Here is a 23474-nt window from a genome sequence, read left to right as displayed (position 1 = left end):
ACATCGGCGCAGATGCACGCCGAATGCCTGGGCAACAAGCTAGTCTCGGGAAACCCTTACGGCAATCGAAATTGCGACATGCCGTTATTCGCCAGGTGAATGACCTGGTTTGGGGCGGCGTTCAGAGGTGAAAAACGAGGGGCAGAATCAGAGCGGTAAAGACGCCGGTGAGCCCCATTCCCAGCGAGGCAAACGCGCCCGCCGTGGGGCTGATTTCAAAGGCTCGCGCGGTGCCGACTGCATGACCGTTCAGACCCAGCGCAAATCCGAGGATTCGATCGTCGGAGATCGCCAGCCAGCGTGCAGCCAGGTCCACAAACAGCGTGGCCACCACGCCGGTGATCAGCAACCCGCCCATCATCAACGGCACCGATCCACCCAGTTGCTGGGTGATGCCGATGGCAATGGGCGCAGTGACAGACTTCGGGGCCAGGGACGCCAGCACTTCCGGTGTGGCGCCCAGACTCCACGCAATGACCAGGGCGTACACCGCCGCCAGGGTCGCGGCAATCGGAAGGGTCACCAGAATCGGGCGCCACAGCGCACGAATGTGGTGCATCTGCTGATACAGGGGTATCCCCAGGGCCACGGTGGCCGGCCCCAGGAGCACCGTCAGCCAGTGGGCGCCCTGCTGATAGGCCTTGTAATCCATGCCCAGCAGGGCAACGACCGCCGCAAGCAGCACCGCGGACAACACCACCGGCGGCAGCCACAGGGGACGGCCGATACGCCGGAACACCGCGTTGCCGGCAAAGAACGCCCCGAACGTCAGACCAATGGCCAGTGCCGGGCTGGCAGAGAGCGTCTCGGGCAGAGACAGCAGGCGGCTGTACCAGTCATTCACCCTTGCCACCCCCGAGCCTGACCACCCGACTCATCAGCCACAAGGTGGAAAGCACACTCAGGAAGGTGCCCCCGAGCAGCGCCGCGGCGACGGCCAGCCATTGTCCGGCAAACTGGTCGGCGGTAAAGAATACCCCCACCACGCCCGGCATGATCAGGAGCACCAGAACAGAGATCAGTCCCTGGCTCGCTGACGCAAGGTCGTCACTGATTCCACCCTTGAACATAAGTGTCAGCGTCATCAGCATCATGCCCAGCACGCCACCGCTGACCGGGATGAGGAACACTTTCTGCAACGCCTCACCCAGCAGAAAAAACAGAACCAGTACCAGAAATCCGCGCAACATCGATCTATCGCCTGCACCACCGAATCGGAATTGCTTTACACTAGCGCATTCCACGCTGTTTTCACCAACCGGACTGCACTCGGGACCCTGTATGGCGCTCAAGGCGACGATTTTCAAAGCGACGCTGCAAATCGCGGACATGGACCGGCATTACTACGCCGACCACCACCTCACCATCGCCCGGCATCCGTCCGAAACGGACGAGCGCATGATGATTCGCCTGCTGGCCTTCGCCCTGAACGCCAGCGAGGCGCTGGAATTCACCCGTGGTCTGAGCACCGATGACGAACCGGAACTCTGGGAAAAAACACTGACGGGGGACGTCGAACTCTGGATCGAGCTGGGGCTGCCGGACGAGGATCGGGTCCGCAAGGCGTGCAACCGGGCGGAGCAGGTGATTATCTATACCTACGGCGGACGGGCCGTGCCTGTGTGGTGGGAGAAGCACCACAACAAGCTGGCCCGACACCGGAACCTGACCATCGTGAATCTACCGCCGGAAGGCACGGAAGCGCTGGCTGATTTGGCCGAGAGAACCATGAACGTTCAAGTCACCATTCAGGATGGCGAGGTGACCGTCAGCAATGAAAAGCACCTGGTCACCCTGAGACTGGAGCCCTGCCCCCTGGATAACTAATCAACGCGCCAAAGGGGCTGGACAGACAGCTTCGTCGCACGTAAGATTGCGCACTCGAAATCAGCACACCACTGCTGACTTTCGTTCCGCCCGTAGCTCAGCTGGATAGAGCGTTGCCCTCCGGAGGCAAAGGTCATAGGTTCGAATCCTATCGGGCGGGCCATATTTTTCAAAGGCTTGCGTGAAAATGCAGGCCTTTTTTATTTGGCTGTGCCCAAATTGTGTCCAAAGTTTTGGAGCCTGAATTGCGAGCGCCCTCAGTTTGACCTTTGCACTGCATTCAATGCCTTGAACACTACTCACGGATGAATGCGAATATGGACAGCTTCGGTCGCAAAGCGAACATTCAGATTTGGGAATAAAACGCCCGCGTAACGGGTTGGTTTGGAGCGCTAGCGGAAAACCACGTACTGCTGCACCCAGTTAAATTTGGTTGCGACTGACAACACGGATTGCCCCCGCAGCAACGAGCGCAACCGTGGCAATAATGTCCGCGATGACGACCTTACGGACAGACTCATTGTATTCGCCAACAGACCACGCAATAGAGATGAAGGACACAACACTGACGAGACCCGCGACGATGGCCAGTGTTTGCAGTGATGGCTGGAACGCCGCATAGACCAGAAACAGGCCAAGAAGCCCAAACAGAATGGCCCGATGGCGCATCAAAATTTCGATGTTGGGCTCACATAGGGAAATACCATACAGGGCGGCAAGGCGATCCGCGCCTAGAACTCCGGAAACCGGCAAGAGATGAATGATACCTACAAGCATTAGCAGGCCTGTGACAACCTTCTCCATGTTTGTCTCCCTTCTTTGAATTTAGCGCCGCAATCACGCGCTTGTCGCGTGTATTACCGTGTTATCTGCTTGTTTGCAGGGAAGCACGATGAATAGCGTCAATGTGGACTAAGGCGCTATCAACGTAATCGAAACCACACTCGTATCCATCGAAGGCGATGAAGAGATCTGTGCCTGCAAGCACTACAGTTTGAGCGCCCTGATCCTCACACATTTTCTTCCCTGCCTGGAAGATTGTATTTCTTTGACCTTCGCTAACAGCCCCTCAAACGGCGATGCTCATGTAGGCTTCGTGAGCGTCGTCTAGGCTCTTGCTAGGCGGAACAACAATTTAAATTTCCCGAAAGCTATCAAAAAGTCGTGTTTCCATAACAACCTTATTTCCGAGCACCCCAACCTTGGTATGGCCGTTTTCGAGCAGTACATTTTCCAATCCGGCCAAGGCATCAATGATGGGAATCGGTGACACTTTCTCCAGCTCTGAAATGCAGAAATGTCCAGCTATTGACGTCACTGCCAATGCCTCGGCACCAGCCGCGTTCAAACGATGAGCCAGTACTTCAAAAATTCTGACCTGCGCATCGACATCGCCAGCCTGAATGTTGCGTATCAAATCGCTCGCTTGGGCATGGCAAATCGTCAGCTCCATGGGCTTATCACGGCCTGATGCCTGATCGGCTTTCACCAAGTTGCGATAATACAACTCGGTTGCGGCCGGTCCGATACCGCCGATCAGTCCAATGTGCATAGAGACCTCCTTGTGATGTGTACTTCCTACAAATAACGACAGCCATTCACGCGCTTGTCGAGTGAATGGCATTGTTGGGCTTATCCAAGCGAATTCCAGACATCATCAATATCTCGTCGGTAGCGACGTGAACCAAGTCAGTGGCTGAATAACCGGAAGCAAGGATTGCCTGATCCGCAATGTACGTTCCCGCTCGATATCCAATCCAACGCCGCCCATCGGGGTGTTGAAACATCCATTGGTTGTAAGGGGCAGAAACTGGAAGTTCTAGCAGTTCAGCTACCCAATCCTCGACGTCTTCAGGATATTCTCCCCAAGGTGCCTCGCGGCCGCCAAAATCACGCTCAAACACGGTCGCAAGGCCCTCACTCACAACCCCATCTATAAAGGAGTTGGGGGCTGCCCCGCCATACATGACCCACCCTCTTACCAAGTGGTGGAGTTCGTGGAACAACGTGAAACGTAATTGGGTGCGGACGATGGTAGCGACGCCCTCCGGCAGCCTATCATCTACTGTCCATCCTATGCGGTTTGGTGCTATTGCCGCGCCCATCTCACCCGTTTCCGGGATAACGAAGGGACCCGTTTGACAGGCCAATTCAATATTCTCTGGTAAGTCTACAAGAAGAGAGCGTATCTCTGGTTCAGCATCGGCACATACCTCTCCGATGGCGCGGCGAGCATCCTTTGAGAAATGCCGACAATCATTTGTATCAAGGAATAGAGGAACGATCATTCATAGCTCCTTCCCGTGAGCACCCGTCAGCCCAACGCAAAAATTCAGCGGCGGCCTTTGCGGAGTCAGACGGAGAAAAGGCTGCCCGGTGGAGGCCCTTCAGGGCCGGAACGAATATTATGCACTTGTTAGCCTTTCGCTGACTGCTGCGCACAAGTTAGTAGTGACTGACGGATATTCTTTTCTGGACGTAGCGTGGTCGTTCCGCCGTTAGACGTGTGAACCTGAACACGCCACGTAAAAACTGAAAACCGGGAAACTGAAAATTGCTTAGCGATGTCCACGAGCCACCTCCTGTCCTCGCCAAGCGGCACGTTCCAGTTTCCTGTTTCTCCATCTGACAGGGCATTTGGGATGCCGTGGCCATACTGATACGGCATGAATGTGATGATGCCATGCTTTTTCCTGCGCCAGATGCCAAAGGTAAAGCCAATGTTTGTGATAACCGTGGGACGCTGCGAAATGTTCGTAACTGAGATCGAAAAAACATCGACCTTTGGCTGACCTGGGCCAACTATGATCCGTTCACCACAATACCCCTGTAGCCTAATTCGACGAGCCGACAGCGCAACATAAAGAGCAACAACAGCAGCCGACAAAGAGCCAATACCTGACACCCAATCAGCTACAGAACCCCATTGAATCCCTGCCACATCCTCTCCTTCTGTGATGGCTAACGTTATACGGGCTTTGCCACCAACATCTCAGTAGCACCTTTTTGAAACCGGTAACTAACAGGCTGCAATGAGACATCAACCCCATCGGCCGATAATGCGGTCATTACCTGATCTAGGTGCTTCGAAACTTCTCCGTCTAAGGATACAACAGGAAAGACACGGACTTCCGGCGCCACTCTGCATAGTTCTCGTATTGATGCGAGGTGATTTGCCCTATCCACATGGTCACTGTAGAGAAAAAGATAGTGGGAGCAGAGTGCCAAATCGAACTCGAAGTCGGAAAAAGGTAACGATGGCAAAGACGCTGATACATACCGCCCTTGCTGACAACCGGCATCAAAGTCGGCCAGGAACCCCGACATGGCATTCATACGGACCTCGCCAAGATGCTCGACGCTACTCAGTGACCTCCAAATATACTTGTCTGCGTCCTGCCGCATCTTAGTCATGATTTCAGGGTAAACTTCATCAATACGACGACGTATTTCGTCGACTTGAAACTGGTAAACCGGATCACAGGAAACAACTTGGCACCCACGCTCTGTTGCCTCTACATTGAAGCTTGCGGGGCCATCACCGCAACCTAGGATTTTCTTGTTCAGGTCATCATCCGATAGCCCAAACATCGCTTGGTATTCCTTTAGCGATCGCCCCCACGGTACTGCATTAGCTAAATCCAAAATCGACTCTCCTTAGTCTGTATGACGCCAAAATAAGCGACGACCCGATAGGGGCCTCCGGTGGACGGTTGCCAGGCCGGGAATGAACTTGATTGATTTGTTAAATTTCGTCGCGCCATTCCTTATGCTTACACACTCTATCGGACTCAAGCCATGGCACGTCGTGCGAAACCCAGATATGGGCCTCTGGCTTCAAACCGGGATCATCGTCCAGAGTGGCCACCCGAACAATTACGTGTGGCTGCGCAGGCCTCTCGGCGACCAAATGAGTACCACAGCGTTTGCAAAAATGGCGCGATTTGCCAGGAGATGATTCGAACGTAGAAATAGAATTTATGCCGCTGAGCCAACGGAAGTTCTCGCGCTTTACTCCCGCAGTGGCGGCAAATGGGGCCGCATGGGCTTTACGACAAGTCTGACAATGACAATGCACAATCGGCATATCCACAGAGTCGATCTCGTAACTTATCTCGCCACACAAACAGCTTCCCTTCAGCCCCATAGGGGATCTCCTTCTGTACATTGAACGCTTGGCTTTGCGGCGTGCCGGAGCGCCAGCGGTGGGAACCGATGCGGTTAGCGTTTGGTGTGGACTTCCCCCAATAAATTGGACACGTCCCATCGGTTAAAGCGGTTGGTAACATGGTTAAATGCCATACCGCTTCTATCACGCCAGCGGCCAACAAGGAGCAAAGTAACACAAATTTCGCAATCTGAACCAAGACAAGCACTTTCATCCGGCCCTACCATTTATAACACCGCGAAATAGTTACCAAAGACTCAAGGAGAGAACCGATGACAGAGACGGTAGAAGTTGGGCGCCATGAAGTAAGTACTCCGGATGAATTCTTCAAAATGCCTGAAGAGTATCGATCACTTGCAAGCCACCTGATGCTGGTACATGCGGAAGGTGAACTGACCGGAGCCGACGATTACACACAGGTTTTCTATAAGATGGCGCCAAATGCATATGAAAAACTAATTTGTTGCGAGCGGGCCGCTGAGGAAATACAGCACTTCGAGCTAACAGCAAAAGTTCTCTCCGACATAAATATTGATACCCATCACATGCTTTCTCAGCACTTCACGGAGAGGCCTTACTACTCAAATGAGCTTGTTACGGGAGTCAGAAACTGGATGGAGCGCGGTATTTTCTCTTTCCTGGGAGAATCCGTAGTTTTAGAACACCTTCTTGAGTTTAAGGACTGCAGCTATAAGCCATTTGCGACAATATTCGAAGATCAAATCATTCGGGATGAACATGTGCATGTTGCCCATGGATTCAGAATCATTCGTGAAGCCAGCTCACATAACGAAAGCCGTGCACAGGCACAACAGGCACTCGATAGGCTGTGGCCCCATATATTAGGTCTTTTCGGACATGAGAAATCCCAACGTTCGCGGGCATATGTAAAGTGGGGTTTTAGAAAAACCCTCAACGGAGAACTGAGAGAAAATTTCAAGAAGAAAACGATCCCGAAACTCGCGGCCCTTGGTCTCACAGTGCCTCATCATGGGACAGGAGTTAGCGCATGAACTACACAGCCGATCACTACCGCACGAGGGCCACCGGAAAAGCGCTTGAATTACTCGCTAATCAAGAAGATTGGATTACTCGTTTCGAGTTAGTAAAGGGCTTCTCATCAAGCATCCGATCATCAGAATACCATCTCACCAATGCCTGTAACATTCGATGTAAAGGCTGCTGGTTCTTCGAATATGGTCACGATAAAGGCGCGAGGGAGAAGACAGACATAGCTGACTGGCGAGATTTCATAAAGCGGGAAAGTGAAGGAGGTGTGAACTCGGCACTCCTGATTGGTGGTGAGCCTACTCTTTTCGAAGAGAGAATAGCTGAATTTGCAATACACATGGACACTCTGGCTATCTCGACCAATGGGTTAATAAAGCTGCCATTCAGCGCCCCCTTCACCAATGCCACTGTGTTCATTTCACTATTCGGCGGAGGACCGCTTGATGATGATCTCAGAGCTATAAAGCCTAATGGCAAGGCATTCACGGGTCTTTTCGATTCAGCGCTTGCCAACTACAGAAACGACCCGAGGGCTACTTTCGTATATGCAGTTACCGAAGATGGGATTGAATATATTGAGGATACCTTTAAGAAGATCAGAGATAACGGAAATCGTCTGACATTCAATTTCTATAGCAAATACGACAGCAATCATCCTTTAAAACCTGATAATGAGCGACGATTGCTTGAGCTCCTAAGCAATCTGAAAGCCAAATATCCTAAAACGATCACCAACCACCCGGAGCATATCAAAGCAATAGTAACGGGCAACTCCTGGCTGGGAACGTTTAGCTACGAAGTATGCCCAAGCATAAGCAGCGATCACCCGGATAACGTTTCACGCAAATCAAACGGAAACCCCATACTTCCGGGCTTTAACACTTACAAACCAGACCTGGAAACTCTTGAGGTTTGTTGCACTTCCGGCCACTGTAGCGATTGCCGCGACAGTCAGGCAGTTTATAGCTGGCTTCTTACTGGCCTGAAAGCATCTCTAGGGAGTGAAGAATCACTAAAAACCTGGATAGAAGTAGCCGAGGCATATTGGAGCCAGTTCATCTGGTCACCGTATTGCCAGGTCACAGACACCAGCATCAACAATCGCCTAATTGCTACCAGTTAACTTTACGCTCCGAAGGGGGCCCTGTAGAGCACCTAGCAGGGCTGTCGGCCAGGTATTATCTTAGCCGCTCAAGGGTTACCTACACGCCAGAAGATGCTTTTGGAAAAACAAATGGATCTGAAATGAGCCGTCGATCATCAAGCTCCTCCGAGAGCATTCTTTCTCGTCGAATGCAGACAATGAGCAGTTCCGCGATAAGGGATCTGCTCAGGCATTCCAAAATCCCTGGTATGATCTCACTGGCGGGAGGAATACCCGCACCAGATCTCATAGATACCGAAGGGCTTGAAGCGGCCACTTTCCGAGCTGTTGAAAGTGCAAGAAATGCCACCTATCAATATGGACTGACCGAAGGAGAATTGTTCTTAAGGGAAGAAATTGCCTCCCGCATGGTAGCGCAGGGAATCAGCGCGGAACCCGACCATATTCTAGTTACAAGCGGTTCGCAGCAGGCGCTCGACATTGTAGCCAGAGCCTTTCTTGATGAGGGTGATAGTGTGTTGGTTGAAGAGCCAACCTATCTGGCCGCATTACAGGTTTTCAATATGGCAGGAGCGAAGACATTAGTATTCCAAGGTGATCAGTACGGCATTGATTTCACACGATTGGAATCATTGGTTGCCAATAACCGTATTAAGCTGATGTACCTTGTTCCCAACTTCAGTAATCCAACCGGCACAACCCTGCGACTTCCCGAAAGGACAAAACTTGTTGAGTTTGCTATCCGTCATGACATTATGATAGTTGAAGACGACCCATACGGAGATCTTCGATACGACGGAGAGCATGTTGCGTCACTCTTTGAAATAGCCGAACAGTCATTTAACTCGAAAAACCGGGTTATCTACATTTCGTCTTTTTCAAAAACTGTAGCCCCCGGATTACGCTTGGGTTGGTGTATTCCCCCGGAGAGCTGTTTTCACTCGCTATGCCGCGCCAAGCAATCTATGGATCTTCACAGTAGTACGCTATCGCAATATATTGCAGGTTATTATCTGAAAAGCGGCCGCCTTGATGGTCGACTTCAACTTCTTAAAAAGGCCTACAAATGCCGGCGCGATGCGCTGATAAAAGCTATTTCGGAAGATTTGCCAGACGCCCTCGAACTCAACGTGCCCGACGGTGGGATGTTCCTTTGGGGCCGATTTGCAAACGGACTGGACGCATCACTCGTTCTTCAGCAAGCTCTCAGCCAGAGCGTGATGTTCGTTCCGGGGAAATATTTTTATAGTGAAACACCTGACTTAAGTTCGGTTCGCCTTTCGTTCTCAACGATCACGCCCTCCCTGGCGGACGAAGCTGTTAAGCGGCTTGCGATTGCGATCCAGCGGACGGAACAACGCGAAACTCAAGGGTAGCGAAAACACCGACCATTTTAAACGGAGTTTTTATGGGCCTGAAACAATTCAACTTCCAACATGAAGACGATCGACAACAACTTCTCGCCAACAACGATGGCAGGGGAAGCCGTGAGTATGGATGGCAGAGCATCTTTTTCGAGCGGGTAGAAAAAGATCATTTTGAAACCATTGAACATGCTTTGACCGGTCATTACTTAATGGTAAAGCTCAATTCGGCCGCTCAGGCTAACCGACGCGTAGATGGTACTGTCCGAAAAGAATCGCAAAACAGGGGCTCTGCAGTGTATCTGCCCCACAACTGCCCCCACCAGGTCAGTTATACATCGCCATTGGGTAAGCTACTGTTGATGACCATCCCAGAGAAACTCGTTTCAAGCGTGGCGGAAGAAATGGGCGTTAGCCGCTTCCACGGTCATCCTCTGTTTTTCAAACAAAACAGCTTGCTTCTGGAAACCGCTCTGGCAATCGACAATGAAATCCGAGACGGCAACCCGCATGGTCCAATGTTTGCCGAATTTTATGGTAAAGCGTTGGCGGCACAGATCATCTGCGAAAACACAAGGAGAGTGAGAACCGATAACGCCACCAGGTCAACCTTGACAAATAGGCAAGTTCGCTGGATCGATGAATATATCGAAGCGAATCTTTCCTATCGAATCTTTGTAGATGATTTAGCTCAGCAAGTAGCTTTAAGTCCTTTTTATTTTTGTCGTGTATTCAAATCCGCAACCGGCGATTCACCTCACGTTTATATATTAAGAAAGCGAATAGAATATGCAAGTCAGTTACTCCAGAGCAACGAATACTCCATTTTAGAAATTGCACTTTCTTCTGGCTTCTCAGACGCCTCCAACTTTTCAAAACAATTCAAGAAGTTTACCGGACAAACCCCATCGAACTATCGTAGAGAATTTGAGAAACGACCAATCTTCCTCATGTGAAATCTTTGTGGGGATCGAGTGATTCACAGAGACAAAGTAATGAGTAACCGTGGGGTCAGGGTCACACTGTACGTGTACCCGCCAAACTGCACACCAACGCTTAAGAGCCGGACGACTGCTCTATTAAAAGCTTCTGATGAATCACCGACGACCACACACCACTGAACTCCGCAAGCACCTCAAGTTGTGCATTGGCGCGCGTAAGCCTGGCCAACAACCGATCCTGTTGAGCCGAAATAAAGGTTCGATTGGCATCAAGCACTCCATGAGCCACTGCCCCAAGCCAAAGCCCCGAAAATCTGGCTCAACCACAATATCCGCGACCCAAGTAAACGTAGCGCCATCGGTTACTGCACGCCCAAAACCAATTTGCATGGCACCACGGTAAAGACTGAAGCAGATGGAGCCACCAATCATGCGCTCGACGGCTTCTCGGGGGCGGCGGTCACCCCAATAGGTTGCCGAAAGCAAGCGGTGGACTATATCCAGTTGCACCTTGGAATTATCGTCAGTGATTAGGTAATCGTCCTTGCGCCACTCCATAGTTGGCTCCTCCCTTATTTATAACGCCGGGGTAAGCCGCTGGGACGAAGCGCAGCGTAGTACCGGTCGGCTTCACCTACTGGTTAACTGTGCTTTAGGTACGCCGGTGCGTCCGGATGCAGCTCGAACCCACCATAATTAGTTGCGACGGGATAATACTCAGAGTTGAATTGCACCTGTCCCGCTACTTCGTCTCCAGCGATACTCACTATAAAAGCAAGCATAAGGTCAATTCCAGCTGATACGCCCGCAGACGTCCATATATTGCCGTCCCTGACAAAGCGTTCTTCCATCACTTCCACGTTGCCTAAAGCCCTTAGACGACCAAGCGAGGCCCAATGCGTTGTTGCCTTTTTATCGGCCAATAACCCGGCTGCGTGAAGAATAAAGGCACCGGTGCATACGGATAGCACGGCCTGGCAATGTCGTGCCTGGCTCTCGACAAACTCCAACAAAACCCGATTTTGAACTTCCTTCCTTGTTCCTTGGCCTCCTGGAACTAACAGGTAGTCAAGCTTCGGACAGTCTTCGAAAGAAATCTGAGGATTAACAGACAAACCACGAGCACAACTAATAGCAGTTTGTGATTCACCAACGATGAAGCAATTTCCAGGGCCGTCGGCAATTTTGGACCAAATTTTGAGGATCTCCCATGGCCCAACGAAGTCGAGCTCCTCCACGCCATCAAACACCAAGATACCAAAGTTCATGCCCGCTCCTTGAGCAGTTAACGCCTGGATGAACCGTCCTAATCTTGTACCACTTGTGCGGTCACGTTAGGTACTGATTAGAACGCCTGATTTCATGCGGCATTGCGTTCCGGCCTCCACCGCCTGAATACTTGTAACGCAGCGAATACTAGGCCCCCAACTAACACAATATTCAAAGATAGGTTAGCAAATGATACCCATGTCGGATATTCCTGGGGAAGCATGACAGCATAGGAGCGCGGAAACGAAGGCGGGTCTAGTTTTTCTACGCTCTGCCATACAAACGGAAGGGGGAGGCCGTGAGGAACGTTGCCCATTTCAGATCTACCATCAATCTTTGTCGGCACAAGCAAAGAAGCTATAACGAGGACAACCGCCATACACACGCTTCCGATAATCTGCCTTGTCATGCCACTATCTCCCTATAGGCCCTAACGCCAGCCAGCGTGAAGCGGAGTCAAAAGCCACGGTAAAGGGCCCTTATATGTGCTTCCTGTGAGTACCTGACAGGCCCACAAGGCAGATGGGGCAGGCGTTCTGCCTCACGGGTTTGGGTTGGCCGCTGGCGCCGCCAGAAAATCACTATTGCCGATTGATTCCGAGAGGGCTCATACGGGGTTAAACTGCATGTCTCTCCATCCTCAGGTGAATCAGTGCCACTCGATCGCCGTTGTAATCGACACGTTGCTCAATGTCGTAAGGCCGGAAACCAAGGTTCGGGTAAAAGAGCAGACCTGCCATGTTTTGATTAAAGCACGACACTGAAATCGCCTCCGCGCGATGCTTTTCGAACCCCAAGGTGAGCATATGGTTGACTAGATAGCTGCCCTCGGGAAGCAGTAAAAAAGCTCTTCTTGGTTTTCGGGAGCTTACAAATATCGCGGATGTCGTCCTCCGTTACTTCTCGAATATGCAGAGGTTCCCTCCATGCAATTAATGCCGGTGGTAATGGGCGGCAACAAAGCGCAGCGTAGTTGGCATCCCGTTGACCACTTGGTTATGCATGCCCCGGCCACATTCCATCCATCATCACTGGGTAGGTGATCGGCTTGTAATGGGTAAATTCAATGTCTCGAACATGGGTGAAATCACTCCAAAGTAACCTCGCCCCCTTCATCCACTGAGATGGCTTAACCCGTTTTTCTATCTTCTCGATCTCTTCGGACGTGGCTTCGCGTATTGGTCCGACCTTGCCGTAAAGCCTCACGCCCGGTGGAGCAACGAAACGGCCTTTTAGAAGAGACCTTAGCCAAAAGAATCGACCGGCGTTGACTGCCATAATGCAAACATTCGGGTTCTGATCGATGTTATTACCCAAAGCCTCGGCGTAATGATCAAAAAAGTATCCGCTCTGATCAGCCCGAAGGAAAACAGTGCCAACTGGAGTGATGTGGGGTGTGCCGTCAGGGTTAACCGTTGCAATCGAGCAGTAAACCGTAGAAGCCTGGCCCTGCTCTAGAACTGACTTCACCTTCTTCCAATCATCCTTGAGATTCATAAAGTCTCCATTTGTGCATAACGCGAAGCGAAGCCGCGGCTCGTCAGGGACGACCGCCTTACGCGGCTTTTTATTGCTGCCTCAGTCATACTCTGCATGCTGAGGCAGATCATCCGTAATCTCGAACCAAGGGGCCTTGCTGCCTACGAATACATGGCGCCCTGCTTTTACCTCTGGGGCGGTATCAAGTGTTCCGAGTGGGAAACCATAAATCTCAGGTGCTGCATCGAACCAGGTATAGAGGCTGGAGCCACAGTTTGAGCAGAAGCCTTTATGCTCACCCGGAGAAGATTCGTAAAACTTGAGCAGCTCCTGACCTTTCACAGTGTGCCAATCAGAAGACCGCACTTTAGCGCGAGTTCTGAAGGCCGAGGCATGAAGCTTTCGGCACATTGAACAGTGACAGTTCAAAACATCGGTAAGCGGACCGCTGATTTCGTATTGAATGCGCCCGCAGAGACAACTACCTCTTTGCTTCATTGAAGCACCTCCTTGTGTGATAACGCCCGGTTTCGTACGCCGGTTTGGAGCCGAAAAGTGGCTTAAAATCAGTCGCCGTGCAGCCGATTGTCAGGGGATTTTATACTCCATGAACACGGCTTCCGGGTGTGGATTGAATCGGTAAGGCTCAATTTCCTTAAAGCCGTAATCGCTGTAAAGGCGCAATGCCTTATCAAGCTCACGAATAGTGTCTAGCCGCACCAAGCCATAACCCATTTCCTTTGCTCGACCAAAGAACGCTTCGGTCAGCGCCTTGCCCACCCCCATGCCATGGTAATCCGGAATGACATACATTCGCTTCATTTCAGCAATGCCGGGCTCAAACTCTCTAAGACCGACAGCACCAACATGAATATCCTTCAGTTTGGCAAGCAGTAGCGCTCCTTTGGGTGGGCCGTACATCGTTGGCAGCGAAGCCAACTCGCTGGAAAAACCCTGGAACTCTAAATCCTGCCCGAGAAACTCAGCATACTCACGAATCAACCGGCCACCTGCATCAAACTGGTCAGTGGTCTCGGCCACCTCAATGCTTACAGACATCCCTATCTCCTCACAGCCTATTAGTTGGCATTCTTATTAAATTCCAACGCCGCCTCCCCGTCCAAACCTGATTCACATCCTCAATAACAACGACCCTTCAAAGCGTTATCTATGGGTCTGCGGCCGTCATAGCGCTACTCGCGCTTTGAAAATTTTCATTCGGGCGAATGTCCGCTTTTGTTTAAAAGGAGATGTTGAGAAAACCTCGCTCTCGTGCCCCTGAGTTGAACTCCACCCTATTACCTCCAACATTTCCAAACTCTCCCTGCTTTGTACTGGCTCCGTCACTGATACTTAAAAGCCGACCAAAAGGCCACCTTCGTTCGACAAACTCCTCCAGCATCTCCTACAGTCACATGTGGCATGACCCCAATTTGACCACTGGGAGCGCCTGATGACTGATCCATTGGTGACGGTGCTGGGAGGGACAGGATTCCTGGGTTCCTTCATCGTGAATGAGCTGGTCGAGGCGGGATACACCGTCCGGGTCGCCTGCCGGCATCCGGAACGTGGCACTTTCCCGGCCTCCGAAAGCGTCGAGAGGGTTGGCTGTGACATTCTGGATGAACGGTCACTCAGCCGGGCATTGAAAGGCTCGACAGCCATCATCAATGCGGTCGCCCTCTACAACGAAACTCGCAAACTCACGTTTGATCAGATCCATGTCGAGGGCGCACAGAGCGTCGCGCGCTGTGCTCGGGAACTGGGCGTTGACCGGCTGATACTGATTTCCGGAATCGGCGCCAGTACCGAGTCGGCTTCCAGATACGTCCGGGCCCGGGCCAGGGGTGAGTTGGCTGCGCGCAAGGTCTTCGGGGACACTACGATTCTTCGTCCAAGCGCTCTCTGTGATCGCCATGGCGGGTTTGTCAGCGCCCTGGAGATGGTGACTCAGCTTCCTGTAATACCACTTTTTGGTCGCGGCACAACGCGGCTGCAACCCGTCTATGCGGGGGATGTTGCTGCGGCTGTGCGCCGATGCATTGAAATGCCAGGAACTGCAGGTAAAACCTTTGAATTGGGCGGGGGTAAAACCTACACGTACCTTGAGTGCGTTAATCTCATGCTTGAACACAAGGGGACCAGCCGGGCCAAGCTTCCACTCCCCTTCGGCTGCTGGCATGCACTGGCGGCCTTGCTCAGCCTGCTTCCAGAACCGCCACTCAACCGGGACCAGGTCATTCTGATGGAGAATGATAACGTAGCAGGCTTCGGCTGTGGCACCTTCCGGGATCTCGGCATAGACCCCTTGAGCCTCCAGGATGTTATCCGTCGTTGAAAGACCGGGGGTTACATGTCACCAAACAGTCATACTTACGAATTATCGTCTCTCCACAAAGAAGCCGGGCAAATGCTGGGCTTCGCTTCCACTTCAGGCACAGAAGCAGCCGGGTAAGCCATTAGACGCCCCCAATGCTTACCTCTACTCAGAACAAAACGGACGAACACTGACTAAACGGAACACTTAGGGTCTGGGAGTACGACTGTCGCTTGAATTCATGGCAAATGCACTTTGAATCAGAGCTTCCCAATAGTGAAACCTGCTGTAGCCAATTGCATGACTGCTCCGAGTGAGGACGCCCTGCTGGATGAACTGGACAGAATTATCCGGAATGAAAGCCTCACTCCCCTGTTCCAGCCCATCGTCGATGGGACCACCCAGGCCATTTTTGGCTATGAAGCCCTGATTCGCGGGCCTGAAGATTCTCCGCTTCACTCCCCGATCGATTTGTTCGAGACAGCCACCAGCTCCGGAAGACTGGCAGAACTGGATTTCCTGTGCCGGAAACTCTCAATCGAGGCCTTTAGCGAGCAGGACCTGGCCGGCAAGCTGTTCCTCAATATCATGCCGGCATCGATGCTGGACGCCAATTTTCGCGAGGGTCTGACTGCAGGATTTCTGGCCGGCGCGGGTTTATCCCCGGAACGGGTGGTGATCGAACTGACCGAGCATGTGCCCGTCGAGGATTACGACCTGATGCGGGCGGCGGTTGCCCACTACCGGACCATGGGTCTGCAGGTGGCCCTGGATGATCTGGGGGCCAAGTACTCGAATCTTCGGCAATGGGTGGAACTCCGACCGGAGTTCGTGAAAATCGATCGGCATTTCATCAAGAAAATCCACAAGCATCCGTCGAAACGGAAGTTTCTCGAATCCATCATCAAAGTCGCCAGGAACGTCGACTGCACCATCATCGCCGAAGGCATCGAGTCTGCGGATGAGTATCACTGTTTACGGGATATGCAGTGCGATCTGATGCAAGGCTACTATTTCGCAAGGCCCGACAGGCATCCCTTCTATAAAGGCAACCCACGTAGCACCCGTCACAACCACCTCTCCCCTGAACGCAGTTCCGGCCCGCTGAAAAAGACCGCCGCGCTTCTATGCAGGCAAATAGCTCCAGTCAATGAACAGGCGCCTGTACTGTCTGTGCTTGAGCGTTTTGAGGCCACCCCGAACCTTCGCTGTGTCACCGTCATCAACGACGACAGCGTTCCCGTCGGAATCCTGCGCCAGAGGGACATGCTGGGGCGTTTTGCCAACCCGTTCAGTCACGCACTGTATTCCCGTCAGGTTGTTGGATCACTGATGGACAGGAATGCCCTGGTGGTGGAAGAGAGCACCCCGCTGGAGCAGCTCAGCGCTCTGGTGACGGAAACATCGGAGGCCGAAGTCGAAGACTTCGTTATTGTCGATCGATCCGGTCATTACCTGGGAACGGGGAACATCATCGACCTGCTCCGGGAAATTACCGCGCTGCAGGTGACCTATGCCCGGCAGGCCAACCCCTTGACCGGACTGCCCGGAAACGAGGCGATCCATCAGGCGATCACAGAACGTCTGGAGTCGAACTCGCCGTTCTGTGCGGTGTACTGTGACCTGGACAACTTCAAAGCCTATAACGACGTTTACGGTTACGCGAATGGCGATCAGATCATACTGGCCCTGGCCCGCATTCTCAGCGAGTTATGCCGGGAATCGGGCTTTGTCGGTCACATCGGCGGGGACGACTTCATAGTCCTCCTGGATATGGAAACGCGCCGTAGCGAAGCCGTCTGCCACGACATACTGAGCCGCTTTGCCCATATCGCACCGGCGTTCTACACGAAAGATCATCAAAGGGAGGGCGGCATTCAGGTTTCCGATCGCCAGGGCAATCTCCGGTTCTTTCCCTTTATCTCCGTTTCCATGGCACTCCACCCGGTACGGCCAGACCACAACAAGTCCAACCTTGATCTGGCAGACACGCTGACGGAGCTCAAAAAACAGGCGAAGAAAGAAACGGGCAACAGTCTTTTTATCGACAAACGCAGATAGGCCGTTACTGATAGGCCCCGACCTCAGACATGGCTCTTCGTAGAAAGTGACACTTTGACACCAACGTATCAAAACCCCATTCGAAACAGTTACCGGGTGTGGTCTGACCAGTCGGCCGCTCTCGTCACTGGCGCAACAGGGCGTTCACAAGAAAGGTATAAGGGGCCTCAATGCCCAGCGCTTCACAGCGTTTCAATACGGCACCAGCGATGCTGTCCAGTTCCAGCGGCCGGCCTTTTTCCTTGTCCACCAACATGGAGGTCTTGATGGCATTGAAACTGCGAATCAGCTCGAACATCTCGTCCAGATCCCGACGCGTCAGGTTCACACCATCTGCTTTGGAGGCCTCAACCGTTTCCGCCATCATGCCGTAGACCACCTTGCCAAATTCCGGGTGGTGGGTGAGGCTTCGGGTGTCCAGACCGGTCAGCGCCGACAGTGGGTTCACTCCGTTGTTAATCACCAGTTTGCGCCAGAGTTCATAGCGGATATCGGGCGTGACGGTGGTCGGAATGCCGGTGTCGTTGAAGGCGGACTCCAGCCGCCGAAGCAGGGGCAACCGGGCATCGTCCGCATCGGAGGCTTTCGGCCAGGCCCCCATCACAATCTGGGCGACCCCCTCGGCAAACACCTTTCCCGGCTCCGTGATATGGCCACCGATTCGCACGGCCAATCCTCCCAGGACCCGGCTCTCTCCAAGCCTGCCGGCAATCAGTGGTTCGTTGTCGACGCCATTCTGCAGGGACAACACCGGCACGGACCCTCGTGAAAGCCAATCCCCCAGCTCGTCCAGAACCGGTTCCGTGGCAGTGGATTTCAGGGTAATGACAACCAGGTCGAAGTCGTCCGGGTGGTAGGTCTGAATCAAGGTGGCATGGTCGAGCGCCGGCGCAGGACAGTTGATCAAGCGGCCTTCGTAATCCACTTGCAGCCCCGAAGCCTGCAACGCTTCAAGGTGTCGGCCACGAGCCGTCAGCACCACGCGGTGACCGTGTTCGGCCAGTCTCGCAGCATAATATCCGCCGATTCCACCGGCGCCGATCATGAGAATATTAAGGGAAGACACTGGCACCTCTTTCCGAAGTCCAACTGTGAGGAGATTCGAAATACTAGCAGAAAGGAGCACCGTCCATGGTTATCCCTCTCCAAGCAATCCCATCCGGTCTTCTCTGCGTCAGGATTTCAATTGGTCGCCGACCGGAAGCCGCCGAATCCGTTTTCCCGTGGCGGCATAAATGGCGTTGCACAGAGCCGGGGCCACCGGTGGCAATCCCGGTTCACCAACGCCACCCATGCCGTCGCCCGGATTGTCGATCAGGTGCACCCGAACCACCTTTGGCGCATCCGGCATTCGAGGAATGAGGTATTTGTCGAAATTGCTCTGTTGCGCAACGCCATCCTCGAACGTGATCTCACTCTTGAGCGCGATACCGATGCCCATCACACAGGCGCCTTCCATCTGTGACCGTATGCGTTCCGGGTTGGCCTGGGGGCCGCAGTCGAAGGCGATGTCTGCACGGTGAATGGTCAGCTCGCCAGATTCATCCACTTCCACCTCGAACACGATGGCGGTGTAGGACACAAAGCTGTTGTGGAAGGCCAGACCCAGTCCACGCCCTTTCGGCATGTCACGTCCCCAGCCGGCCTCCTCGGTGGCCCGTTCAACGACACGCCGCATGCGGCCGATATCAATGGGGTACAGATCCGGATTCTCACCGTAGTTCCAGCCATCACCGACGGTCAGGTTCTGCACCTTCCGATCCGGCCCGAGGAGTTCAAGCACATAATCGCGATGATCCCTGCCGGCTGCTTCAGCCAACTCGTGGGCAAAACTCTGGATGGCCCAGGCATGGGGCAGGTTGTAAACCGATCGGAACCAGCCGATCCGGACATGGGCCGGCGCCGGCGGGTTTTCCAGGCGGATCGAGGGAATGTCGAAGGGCATGGTATTGAACCCCATTCCCTGTTCGAACTCCCCGATGTGTTTGGGATCCGGAGCGAACAGTGACGTAATGCTCGGCGAGAGCGTCCGGTGCCGCCAGGCGGTGGCTTTGCCGTTGGCATCCAGACCGGCATCCAGATGATCGACAGAAACCGCGTGGTAATAGGAATGCTGGACATCGTCTTCCCGCGACCACTGCAGCTTGACCGGCTGCCCTTCGAATTCTTTCGCGATACGGGCCGCTTCGCTCACAAAATCCGGTTTGGATTTTCGGCCAAAACCGCCACCAAGCAGGGTCTGGTGCACGGTTACGTTTTCCCGATCAATTCCCAGCATGCCCGCGACGCCATCGCGAGTCGCCCTGGGGTTCTGAACCGGAGCCCAGGCCTCGGCCTTGCCATCGCTCATCCGGACGATGGCCGCGGGCGGTTCCATCGGACTCTGCGCCATGTGTGGCATATAGTAGGTCGCCGACACACGCTGATCCGCGTCTTTCAGGGCCGCCTCAACATCGCCGGACTGCCGGATAACCTTGCCGGGGGATTGCGCCCGCTTTTCCAACATCTCCCGATAGGCATCCGAGGTGTAGTCGGCATTGTCGCCGGCCGCGTCCAGATTCCATTCAATCTTAAGAGCCTTGCGTCCTTCCATCGCCGCCCAAGTATTGGTTGCAACCACAGCGACGCCGCCAAGGGGATTGAAGGCGGCCGGCTGATTCGCCGTTTTAATACGGATGACCTTCTTAACGCCGGTCACCTTCAAGGCTGCGCTGTCGTCGACGCTCTTGATCTCCGCACCATAAACCGGCGGACGGGCAATGACGGCATAGAGCATATCCTCCAGATCCACGTCGGCGCCAAACACCGCTTTCCCGGTGACAATGTCCTGGCCGTCAACGGCCTTCGGGTGGGCGGATGTCAGCTCACCGTTGACCAGTCCGGATTCCTTGCCGATAAAACGCAGCTCGTTGTCCGACTTCAGGAACAGGGCATTTCGCCCGGGCACATCGAGATCCCTCGCCGGACCGGCAAGCTGTCCAAAGCCAAGCTCCCGGCCCGTGGCCGGATGAACCACCTTGTGCACCTCTGTACGCACCTCGGAGACCGGCACGCCCCATTCGTTGGCCGCCGCCTGTTCCAGCATCAGCCTGGCAGCCGCACCAGCCCGGCGTATCGGGTCATACCAGTGACGCATACTGCGCGAACCGTCGGTGTTCTGGTTACCGAACTTTTCCTGATCAGCCGGCGCCTGCTTGACCCGGACCCTGTCCCAGTCTGCCCCCAGTTCGTCGGCGGCCACCATCGCCAGGCTCGTGCGAATCCCCTGACCCATCTCGGCCCGGTTATTGATGAACGTTACCAGGCCATCTGAATCGATCTGGATGAACACATTGGGGTTATCAATCCACCCACCCGGCATGGCGCCGGCTCCAAACTGGGCTTTCTCATTGGCAAACGCTGTTCCCCAGCGGGCGGCCAGTAGCAGCGCCGAAGCCCCGGCCAACCCCTTCAGGATGCCGCGACGGCTCACATTGGCGAGTAGCAGGGTATCGTCTGACTGACTCATGAGCTGACCTCCTTTCCGGCTGCACGCTCAATGGCTGCCAGGATGCGGTTATAGGTGCCGCACCGGCACAGATTTCCCGCCATGGCGTCGATGATTTCCTGGGTATCCGGTTCCGGATTACTTTTGAGCAGCCCGGTGGCATTCATGATCTGACCGCCCTGACAGTAACCGCATTGGGCCACACCCAGGTCCAGCCATGCCTGCTGAACCTTTTTGCCAACGGGATCCTCTGCCATGGCTTCGATGGTATTAACCTCGCCGGTCACGGCAGACACCGGAGTCACACAGGAGCGTGTCGCCACTCCATCAATATGGACCGTGCAGGCGCCACACTGGGCAATTCCGCAGCCGAATTTCGTTCCCTTCATGCCGACAACATCCCGGATGACCCATAACAGCGGCATATTGTCCGGAACGTCCAGCTCATACTGTCGCCCGTTAATCGTCAGACTTGCCATTGCTCTCTCCTTCCTGTTGTTTTGGGCGGATCACTGAGCCCCATTAGGCGGATTGCTGCACCAGCTTTCTGATGTCCTGAAATCTCACGCCGGATCAAGGGCGCCAAAGCGGCGATATCATCTGGGTGCATGAGCAGATCCAGCAACCAGTTAAAGGCGTCCTGCAAGGGCTCGGTTATCCCGCTGACAGCAATACCAAGCGAGTCTTTTCCGTGCCCGTAACCCCCATGTCCAAAAGTAGCTCTCTACTGGGGAAGGGGCAATTTCCAATGCCTTTTTCAGCAAGCTTTACCCCTGCGGGTAGACCGGAAATTCGCTTGCTTCACCGTAATCCCTGATTTTTCCAGGTTACTCAGCGTCTCCATGCAGGCGCTCAGGCGCTCAGAATGTTGTCGATGTAATCGAGCTCAAGTCGAGAGAGTAAAGGTCTCGTCAAGAATCATGGTTTTGACTCCCTGGTTAGTGATGCTGCAAATTTTGACCAAAACCAACAAATCCATGAAGACACAATACTCGCGCTTTCTTGCCTAAAACTCTTCGGAAAAAGTTTTGTGGCTCCCGCAACCCGTGCCCCAGCATGACCACAGACAGCAAAGGAGATCACCATGAGCGAGAACGATCCATGCAATCAAAGTATGCAGATCCACCGGGCTGGACCCAGTGCGAAGGTGGCCCGGTCAAGAAGGACTGATTCTCGAAGCTAATCGCTGAAAGATGAAGCCGTGACATTTCAAAGATTTCAGCGGGTCTACCGACCAGCCTGTGGATCTCGTCTGTCACGGCTCGACTGATGGCATCAACGGCTCTTCAGCTTTGCGGGCGTGCGAACTGATGTCTTATCCGTCGCCCTTGTTATCGATTTTATTGATAACTCATAATACTTTTAACCGTTTTATAAATCTAAAGATGCGGGACAGAATAAGGATATAACCTTTTGTCGAAGGAGATTCCTGATGTGGCCCGGTCTTGGTCTCTGCGCCTTGTTAACCCTTGGCGGTTTTACGCTTTCACACATCCCTTTTATTGCAGCCACGGGCATCAGCCCCCTGGTACTGTCACTGGCACTCGGCGTCCTGGCAGGTAATCTGCCCTGGTTTCAACTAGGCTCCGCCACGGCCGGACTGGCCTTTTCAACGCGCTGGCTTCTGCGGGGCGGGATTGTCCTCTTCGGTTTTTCCATCACCCTCCAGCAGGTGTTTTCTCTGGGACCGGGCATTGTCCTGCTGGATATGGTGGTCATAACCACCATCATTACCATCGGCTACCTGTTGGGTACGCGGCTGCTCAAGCTGGATCCGGAGACCGCCCTGCTAACCAGCGCCGGGAGCGCCATTTGCGGAGCGGCGGCGGTGCTGGCGACCGAAGCCACGATCCGCTCAAAGCCGGCCGCCACGGCGATGGCAGTTGCGACGGTAGTTCTGTTCGGCAGCCTCGCCATGGTGGTCTATCCGTTGCTCTACCCGATCATGGGCTGGGATCAGGGCCTCTTCGGTGTCTACATTGGCGCCACGATCCATGAGGTAGCCCAGGTAGTCGCCGCCGGCGGTGCCGTGGGCACCGATGCCCTGGCCAATGCCGTGGTGGTGAAACTGGTTCGCGTGATGCTGCTGGTGCCCTTCCTTCTGATCGTGGGGCAATGGTGGGTTCGGAGAAAACGTCAACCGGAGGAAGGTGTAAGCGACCGGGGCAAACTGACCATTCCCTGGTTTGCATTCGGCTTCGTGGCCGCCATGGTGTTGAACAGCCTTTTGAAAGTGCCGGCACCGCTCCACTCAGGCATTGCCCTCAGCGGACAGGTGGCTCTGGCGATGGCGATGGGGGCGCTGGGTTACGAAACCCGACTGGAGAAACTGCAAAGCCTCGGGCTCAAGCCCATGCTGCTGGCCCTGATCCTGTTCGCCCTGCTGTTGACAGGCGGGATGATCGTGACACCGATGGTGATGTGAGGCTGGCACCCGCCGCGGCG

Annotated in this window: 25 protein-coding genes and 1 tRNA gene; 9 read left to right on the top strand and 17 right to left on the bottom strand. The window is 53.8% G+C overall.

Going from position 1 to position 23474, the window contains the following annotated elements:
• Positions 1–121 precede the first annotated feature (121 nt).
• Together MLD04_RS12920 and MLD04_RS12915 are read right to left on the bottom strand one after the other, a co-directional pair.
• A complete protein-coding gene (locus MLD04_RS12920; protein WP_008940498.1) occupies positions 122–844 on the bottom strand; it encodes an LrgB family protein in 723 nt (240 codons plus the stop codon).
• Positions 837–1190, bottom strand: a complete 354-nt coding sequence (locus MLD04_RS12915) for a CidA/LrgA family protein (RefSeq protein WP_008940497.1) — start codon at positions 1188–1190, stop codon at positions 837–839. Before MLD04_RS12915 ends, MLD04_RS12920 begins: the two co-directional genes overlap by 8 nt.
• 91 nt (positions 1191–1281) lie before the next feature.
• Between MLD04_RS12915 and MLD04_RS12910 the strand changes: the two genes are divergently transcribed.
• The gene (locus tag MLD04_RS12910; RefSeq protein WP_248158999.1) at positions 1282–1827 is read left to right on the top strand and encodes a YaeQ family protein; all 546 of its coding nucleotides are present in this window, start codon (positions 1282–1284) and stop codon (positions 1825–1827) included.
• Between the two features lie 86 nt (positions 1828–1913).
• Positions 1914–1990, top strand: a tRNA-Arg gene (locus MLD04_RS12905).
• Positions 1991–2250: 260 nt separating this feature from the next.
• Here MLD04_RS12905 and MLD04_RS12900 read toward each other — a convergent pair.
• The 6 genes from MLD04_RS12900 to MLD04_RS12875 all read right to left on the bottom strand — a co-directional run bounded on the left by MLD04_RS12900 (position 2251) and on the right by MLD04_RS12875 (position 5974).
• Complete coding sequence (locus MLD04_RS12900) at positions 2251–2631, bottom strand: phosphopantetheine adenylyltransferase (RefSeq protein WP_248158997.1); 381 nt, start codon at positions 2629–2631, stop codon at positions 2251–2253.
• Between the two features lie 331 nt (positions 2632–2962).
• The gene (locus tag MLD04_RS12895) at positions 2963–3379 is read right to left on the bottom strand and encodes an aspartate/glutamate racemase family protein (protein WP_248158995.1); all 417 of its coding nucleotides are present in this window, start codon (positions 3377–3379) and stop codon (positions 2963–2965) included.
• A gap of 46 nt (positions 3380–3425) precedes the next feature.
• Positions 3426–4115, bottom strand: coding sequence for a DUF2268 domain-containing putative Zn-dependent protease (locus tag MLD04_RS12890; protein ID WP_248158993.1), 690 nt, complete (start codon positions 4113–4115; stop codon positions 3426–3428).
• 128 nt (positions 4116–4243) lie between these two features.
• The gene (locus MLD04_RS12885) at positions 4244–4768 is read right to left on the bottom strand and encodes a hypothetical protein (RefSeq protein WP_248158992.1); all 525 of its coding nucleotides are present in this window, start codon (positions 4766–4768) and stop codon (positions 4244–4246) included.
• Positions 4769–4794: 26 nt separating this feature from the next.
• Positions 4795–5472, bottom strand: coding sequence for a class I SAM-dependent methyltransferase (locus tag MLD04_RS12880; protein ID WP_248158990.1), 678 nt, complete (start codon positions 5470–5472; stop codon positions 4795–4797).
• A gap of 100 nt (positions 5473–5572) precedes the next feature.
• Positions 5573–5974, bottom strand: coding sequence for a GFA family protein (locus MLD04_RS12875; protein ID WP_248158987.1), 402 nt, complete (start codon positions 5972–5974; stop codon positions 5573–5575).
• A 293-nt stretch (positions 5975–6267) separates the two neighbouring features.
• Here MLD04_RS12875 and MLD04_RS12870 point away from each other — a divergent pair, with 293 nt between their 5' ends.
• The 4 genes from MLD04_RS12870 to MLD04_RS12855 all read left to right on the top strand — a co-directional run bounded on the left by MLD04_RS12870 (position 6268) and on the right by MLD04_RS12855 (position 10431).
• Positions 6268–7008, top strand: a complete 741-nt coding sequence (locus MLD04_RS12870) for a Phenylacetic acid catabolic protein (protein ID WP_248158986.1) — start codon at positions 6268–6270, stop codon at positions 7006–7008.
• Positions 7005–8129, top strand: coding sequence for a radical SAM family protein (locus MLD04_RS12865; RefSeq protein ID WP_248158985.1), 1125 nt, complete (start codon positions 7005–7007; stop codon positions 8127–8129). The genes MLD04_RS12870 and MLD04_RS12865 overlap by 4 nt, the downstream gene beginning before the upstream one ends.
• A 179-nt stretch (positions 8130–8308) precedes the next feature.
• Positions 8309–9487 (top strand): aminotransferase-like domain-containing protein, encoded by a 1179-nt coding sequence (locus MLD04_RS12860; RefSeq protein ID WP_248158984.1) that lies wholly within the window; start codon positions 8309–8311, stop codon positions 9485–9487.
• A 32-nt stretch (positions 9488–9519) separates the two neighbouring features.
• Positions 9520–10431, top strand: coding sequence for a helix-turn-helix domain-containing protein (locus MLD04_RS12855; RefSeq protein ID WP_248158983.1), 912 nt, complete (start codon positions 9520–9522; stop codon positions 10429–10431).
• 141 nt (positions 10432–10572) lie between these two features.
• Here the strand turns inward: MLD04_RS12855 and MLD04_RS12850 are convergent, their stop codons facing one another.
• The 5 genes from MLD04_RS12850 to MLD04_RS12830 all read right to left on the bottom strand — a co-directional run bounded on the left by MLD04_RS12850 (position 10573) and on the right by MLD04_RS12830 (position 14223).
• Positions 10573–10848: a GNAT family N-acetyltransferase gene (locus MLD04_RS12850; RefSeq protein ID WP_282451913.1), complete on the bottom strand. Its 276-nt coding sequence runs from the start codon at positions 10846–10848 to the stop codon at positions 10573–10575.
• A gap of 209 nt (positions 10849–11057) precedes the next feature.
• Entirely contained in the window at positions 11058–11684 is a 627-nt protein-coding gene (locus MLD04_RS12845) for a DJ-1/PfpI family protein (RefSeq protein WP_248158982.1), read from the bottom strand.
• Between the two features lie 997 nt (positions 11685–12681).
• Positions 12682–13182 carry a pyridoxamine 5'-phosphate oxidase family protein gene (locus MLD04_RS12840; RefSeq protein ID WP_248158980.1) on the bottom strand — a complete coding sequence of 167 codons (501 nt, stop codon included), beginning with the start codon at positions 13180–13182 and terminating at the stop codon, positions 12682–12684.
• Positions 13183–13263: 81 nt separating this feature from the next.
• Positions 13264–13662 carry a GFA family protein gene (locus MLD04_RS12835; RefSeq protein ID WP_248158977.1) on the bottom strand — a complete coding sequence of 133 codons (399 nt, stop codon included), beginning with the start codon at positions 13660–13662 and terminating at the stop codon, positions 13264–13266.
• A 90-nt stretch (positions 13663–13752) separates the two neighbouring features.
• Positions 13753–14223 (bottom strand): GNAT family N-acetyltransferase, encoded by a 471-nt coding sequence (locus MLD04_RS12830; RefSeq protein ID WP_248158976.1) that lies wholly within the window; start codon positions 14221–14223, stop codon positions 13753–13755.
• Positions 14224–14617: 394 nt separating this feature from the next.
• Between MLD04_RS12830 and MLD04_RS12825 the strand changes: the two genes are divergently transcribed.
• Together MLD04_RS12825 and MLD04_RS12820 are read left to right on the top strand one after the other, a co-directional pair.
• Complete coding sequence (locus tag MLD04_RS12825) at positions 14618–15502, top strand: complex I NDUFA9 subunit family protein (protein WP_248158974.1); 885 nt, start codon at positions 14618–14620, stop codon at positions 15500–15502.
• Between the two features lie 279 nt (positions 15503–15781).
• Positions 15782–17542 carry a GGDEF domain-containing protein gene (locus MLD04_RS12820; protein WP_248158972.1) on the top strand — a complete coding sequence of 587 codons (1761 nt, stop codon included), beginning with the start codon at positions 15782–15784 and terminating at the stop codon, positions 17540–17542.
• Between the two features lie 124 nt (positions 17543–17666).
• Here the strand turns inward: MLD04_RS12820 and MLD04_RS12815 are convergent, their stop codons facing one another.
• From MLD04_RS12815 to MLD04_RS12800, 4 genes are all read right to left on the bottom strand, one after another.
• A complete protein-coding gene (locus tag MLD04_RS12815) occupies positions 17667–18608 on the bottom strand; it encodes a ketopantoate reductase family protein (protein ID WP_248158971.1) in 942 nt (313 codons plus the stop codon).
• Positions 18609–18716: 108 nt separating this feature from the next.
• Entirely contained in the window at positions 18717–21050 is a 2334-nt protein-coding gene (locus tag MLD04_RS12810; RefSeq protein ID WP_248158969.1) for a xanthine dehydrogenase family protein molybdopterin-binding subunit, read from the bottom strand.
• Complete coding sequence (locus tag MLD04_RS12805) at positions 21047–21508, bottom strand: (2Fe-2S)-binding protein (protein WP_248158967.1); 462 nt, start codon at positions 21506–21508, stop codon at positions 21047–21049. Before MLD04_RS12805 ends, MLD04_RS12810 begins: the two co-directional genes overlap by 4 nt.
• Entirely contained in the window at positions 21496–21702 is a 207-nt protein-coding gene (locus MLD04_RS12800; RefSeq protein WP_345799622.1) for an AraC family transcriptional regulator N-terminal domain-containing protein, read from the bottom strand. Before MLD04_RS12800 ends, MLD04_RS12805 begins: the two co-directional genes overlap by 13 nt.
• Positions 21703–22461: 759 nt before the next feature.
• Here MLD04_RS12800 and MLD04_RS12795 point away from each other — a divergent pair.
• Positions 22462–23454, top strand: coding sequence for a YeiH family protein (locus MLD04_RS12795; RefSeq protein ID WP_248158965.1), 993 nt, complete (start codon positions 22462–22464; stop codon positions 23452–23454).
• The last annotated feature ends 20 nt before the right edge of the window (positions 23455–23474 follow it).

Origin of the sequence: Marinobacter koreensis, from assembly GCF_023156285.1 — a bacterium.
Taxonomy (GTDB): domain Bacteria; phylum Pseudomonadota; class Gammaproteobacteria; order Pseudomonadales; family Oleiphilaceae; genus Marinobacter; species Marinobacter koreensis.
The sequence above is the reverse complement of the archived record's forward strand: the minus strand, read 5'-3'. Positions and strand labels throughout refer to the sequence as shown.

Coding starts and splice junctions, on each gene's coding strand:
- MLD04_RS12875 (WP_248158987.1), bottom strand. CDS start 5,974: ATGGGGCTGAAGGGAAGCTGTTTGTGTGGCGAGATAAGTTACGAGATC.
- MLD04_RS12825 (WP_248158974.1), top strand. CDS start 14,618: ATGACTGATCCATTGGTGACGGTGCTGGGAGGGACAGGATTCCTGGGT.
- MLD04_RS12900 (WP_248158997.1), bottom strand. CDS start 2,631: ATGGAGAAGGTTGTCACAGGCCTGCTAATGCTTGTAGGTATCATTCAT.
- MLD04_RS12830 (WP_248158976.1), bottom strand. CDS start 14,223: ATGTCTGTAAGCATTGAGGTGGCCGAGACCACTGACCAGTTTGATGCA.
- MLD04_RS12805 (WP_248158967.1), bottom strand. CDS start 21,508: ATGGCAAGTCTGACGATTAACGGGCGACAGTATGAGCTGGACGTTCCG.
- MLD04_RS12840 (WP_248158980.1), bottom strand. CDS start 13,182: ATGAATCTCAAGGATGATTGGAAGAAGGTGAAGTCAGTTCTAGAGCAG.
- MLD04_RS12870 (WP_248158986.1), top strand. CDS start 6,268: ATGACAGAGACGGTAGAAGTTGGGCGCCATGAAGTAAGTACTCCGGAT.
- MLD04_RS12850 (WP_282451913.1), bottom strand. CDS start 10,848: ATGATTGGTGGCTCCATCTGCTTCAGTCTTTACCGTGGTGCCATGCAA.
- MLD04_RS12795 (WP_248158965.1), top strand. CDS start 22,462: ATGTGGCCCGGTCTTGGTCTCTGCGCCTTGTTAACCCTTGGCGGTTTT.
- MLD04_RS12895 (WP_248158995.1), bottom strand. CDS start 3,379: ATGCACATTGGACTGATCGGCGGTATCGGACCGGCCGCAACCGAGTTG.
- MLD04_RS12890 (WP_248158993.1), bottom strand. CDS start 4,115: ATGATCGTTCCTCTATTCCTTGATACAAATGATTGTCGGCATTTCTCA.
- MLD04_RS12810 (WP_248158969.1), bottom strand. CDS start 21,050: ATGAGTCAGTCAGACGATACCCTGCTACTCGCCAATGTGAGCCGTCGC.
- MLD04_RS12915 (WP_008940497.1), bottom strand. CDS start 1,190: ATGTTGCGCGGATTTCTGGTACTGGTTCTGTTTTTTCTGCTGGGTGAG.
- MLD04_RS12835 (WP_248158977.1), bottom strand. CDS start 13,662: ATGAAGCAAAGAGGTAGTTGTCTCTGCGGGCGCATTCAATACGAAATC.
- MLD04_RS12860 (WP_248158984.1), top strand. CDS start 8,309: ATGAGCAGTTCCGCGATAAGGGATCTGCTCAGGCATTCCAAAATCCCT.
- MLD04_RS12820 (WP_248158972.1), top strand. CDS start 15,782: ATGACTGCTCCGAGTGAGGACGCCCTGCTGGATGAACTGGACAGAATT.
- MLD04_RS12865 (WP_248158985.1), top strand. CDS start 7,005: ATGAACTACACAGCCGATCACTACCGCACGAGGGCCACCGGAAAAGCG.
- MLD04_RS12910 (WP_248158999.1), top strand. CDS start 1,282: ATGGCGCTCAAGGCGACGATTTTCAAAGCGACGCTGCAAATCGCGGAC.
- MLD04_RS12855 (WP_248158983.1), top strand. CDS start 9,520: ATGGGCCTGAAACAATTCAACTTCCAACATGAAGACGATCGACAACAA.
- MLD04_RS12845 (WP_248158982.1), bottom strand. CDS start 11,684: ATGAACTTTGGTATCTTGGTGTTTGATGGCGTGGAGGAGCTCGACTTC.